This is a genomic window from Kitasatospora sp. NPDC057512, assembly GCF_042802135.1.
Taxonomy (GTDB): Bacteria; Actinomycetota; Actinomycetes; order Streptomycetales; family Streptomycetaceae; genus Kitasatospora.
This window is the reverse complement of sequence record NZ_JBHVET010001020.1, coordinates 1-2361: the sequence shown is the minus strand read 5'-3', so window position 1 is coordinate 2361 and position 2361 is coordinate 1. Positions and strand designations below refer to the sequence as shown.

Sequence of the window (2361 nt, the reverse complement as noted above, 5' to 3'; positions counted from 1 at the left end):
GGAGGGAGCCACTGCGGAGCATTGGCGACCGACGACAACGCGGCGAGGTGCGTGCCCCGGCGTCGCCCCGCAGACGCGAGTTTGAAGACAGGCCCTAGCCGCGGCCGACGTACGGCATGGCGCTGGGCATGACCAGGACGGACTGGATGTTCACCCCGAGTGGCAGTCCGGCCATGGTCCGCACCATGTCGACCACGTGCCGCACGTCCATGGTCGGTTCGACCCGCCGTGAGCCGTCGGCCTGGAGGACGGCCGGCTGGGGACGGTCGGGCGGGGTCACGTTCCCGATGTCGATCTGGCCGCAGGAGATGTCGTGGCGGCGGCCGTCCAGGGACAGCGAGCGGGTCAGGCCGGCCACGGCGTGCTTGGCCGCGGTGAAGGCGGCGGAGTCCGGGCGGGGCGCCTGTGCGGAAGGCGCGCCGTTGTTGATGATCCGTCCGCCGCGCGGGGTCTGACGCTTCATGATCCGGAAGGCCGCGCGCGAGCAGAGGAAGGTGCCGGTGGCGATGGAGTCCATCACGCGGTGCCAGTCCTCGACGGCCACGTCCTCGGTCGGGGTGTACGGCATGACGTCGGCGGCGTTGTTGAACAGGAGGTCCAGCCGTCCGAACCGCTCCTCGACGAACTCGAACAGCCCGTCCACGGCCGCCGCGTCGGTGATGTCGGTCGGGAACGGGACGGCGCGGTCGCGGTCGGCGGGGGCCGCGAGCCCGGCCGTCTCCGCGAGCGGCTCCTTGCGGCGGCCGACCAGGACCACCGTCCAGCCGTCCGCCAGCAGGCCCAGCGCGCTCGCCCGTCCGATGCCGCGCCCCGCCCCGGTGACGACCGCCGTCCGATCCGCCATGCCCCACGTCCCCTCTGCTCGCGATCCCGCCAGGCAGGAACCCATCCCTGTGAAGGGCACCCCGAGCGTGCCCGGACAACCCTCGACCAAACAGGAGTCGCACATGAATGGCCGTAACCCGGCGCCGCACGTGAACGGCCACGGCCCGGCGCACGTGGATATCCCTGCCCCGGTGTCGGGCCGGACCGACGGCAGCCGGCGGTGGTTCGAGCGCGCCAAGGAGTCACTGGCGGGCGGCGTCAGCTCCTCCGCCCGGCTGACCTCGACCGGCCCCGACCCCTACCCGCTCTACCTGGTGGGCGGTTCGGGCGCGCGGGTCCGGGACGTCGACGGCAACGCGTACGTGGACTACCTCGCCGGCTACGGGAGCGCGGTGCTGGGCCACGCCGACCCGCAGCTCACCGAGGCGCTCGGCGCCGTCCTGGGCGCCGGCACGATGTTCGGCACCTGCAACACGGTGGAGGTCGAACTCGCCGAGCAGATCAGGGAGATGGTGCCCTGCGCGGAGCTGGTCCGGTTCGCCAACTCGGGCAGCGAGGCGGTGCAGGGGGCGGTGCGGGCCGCCCGCGGGTACACCGGGCGGTCGAAGGTCCTCAAGTTCGAGGGCCACTACCACGGTTGGTCGGACACCCTGGCCGTCTCCAACCGTCCCGACCCCGCCGAGGCCGGGCCATACGGCGCGCCGCGCTCCGTGCCCCACTCGGCCGGCATCCCGGCCGGTGTCGTCGGCGACGTCGTGGTCTGCCCGTGGAACGACCCCGGGGCGCTGCGCGCGGTCCTGGACGCCCACCGGGGCGAACTCGCCGCCGTCGTCTGCGAACCGATTGTCGCCAACAACGCCTGCACCATGCCCGCGCCGGGATACCTGGCGCTGCTGCGGGAGGAGTGCACGGCGCGCGGCATCGTGCTGGTCTTCGACGAGGTCTGCACCGGCTTCCGCACCGGCCCCGGCGGCGCCCAGGCGCTGTTCGGGGTCGTGCCGGACCTCGCCGTCTACGCCAAGGCGCTCGGCGGGGGCCTGCCGATCGCGGCCTTCGCCGGGCGGCGCGAGGTGATGGAGCCGCTGGCCGAGGGACGGGTGAAGCACGGCGGCACGTACAACGCCTCGCCGCTGTCCGCGACGGCCTCCCTGGTGACGCTGCGCCGGCTGAACCGGCCGGACACCGTGAAGCACATCGAGGAGAGCGGCCGACGGATCATGGAGGCCGTCCGGCGGGCCGCCCGGGACCGGGGCGTCCCCTGCGCGGTCCAGGGGGTGGGGGCGATGTTCCAGGTGGTCTTCACCGCCGACGGCGAGCCGACCCGGCACTACCGGGACCTGCTCCGCAGCGACCAGGCCCGCCACCACGCGTTCCGCCACGAGCTGCTCCGCCGGGGGATCCACGTCAACGCGTACGGGATGGCCTGCTGGTTCGTCTCGGCCGCCGTGACGGAGGACGACCTCGGCGAGACCTGCGAAGCCGTGGAGGGCGCGTTCCGCACCCTGTGAGCCGGTGCTGTTCTGCGCGGGAAGTCGG

At 73.5% G+C, this 2361-nt stretch carries 2 protein-coding genes; one reads left to right on the top strand and one right to left on the bottom strand.

Translation table 11 applies throughout. The features are described 5' to 3' along the window. Positions 1–94: 94 nt before the first annotated feature. The gene (locus ACFU6K_RS37020; RefSeq protein ID WP_380670739.1) at positions 95–844 is read right to left on the bottom strand and encodes an SDR family oxidoreductase; all 750 of its coding nucleotides are present in this window, start codon (positions 842–844) and stop codon (positions 95–97) included. 172 nt (positions 845–1016) lie between these two features. Here ACFU6K_RS37020 and ACFU6K_RS37015 point away from each other — a divergent pair, with 172 nt between their 5' ends. After that, positions 1017–2333 (top strand): aspartate aminotransferase family protein, encoded by a 1317-nt coding sequence (locus ACFU6K_RS37015; RefSeq protein WP_380670737.1) that lies wholly within the window; start codon positions 1017–1019, stop codon positions 2331–2333. Positions 2334–2361 lie beyond the last annotated feature (28 nt).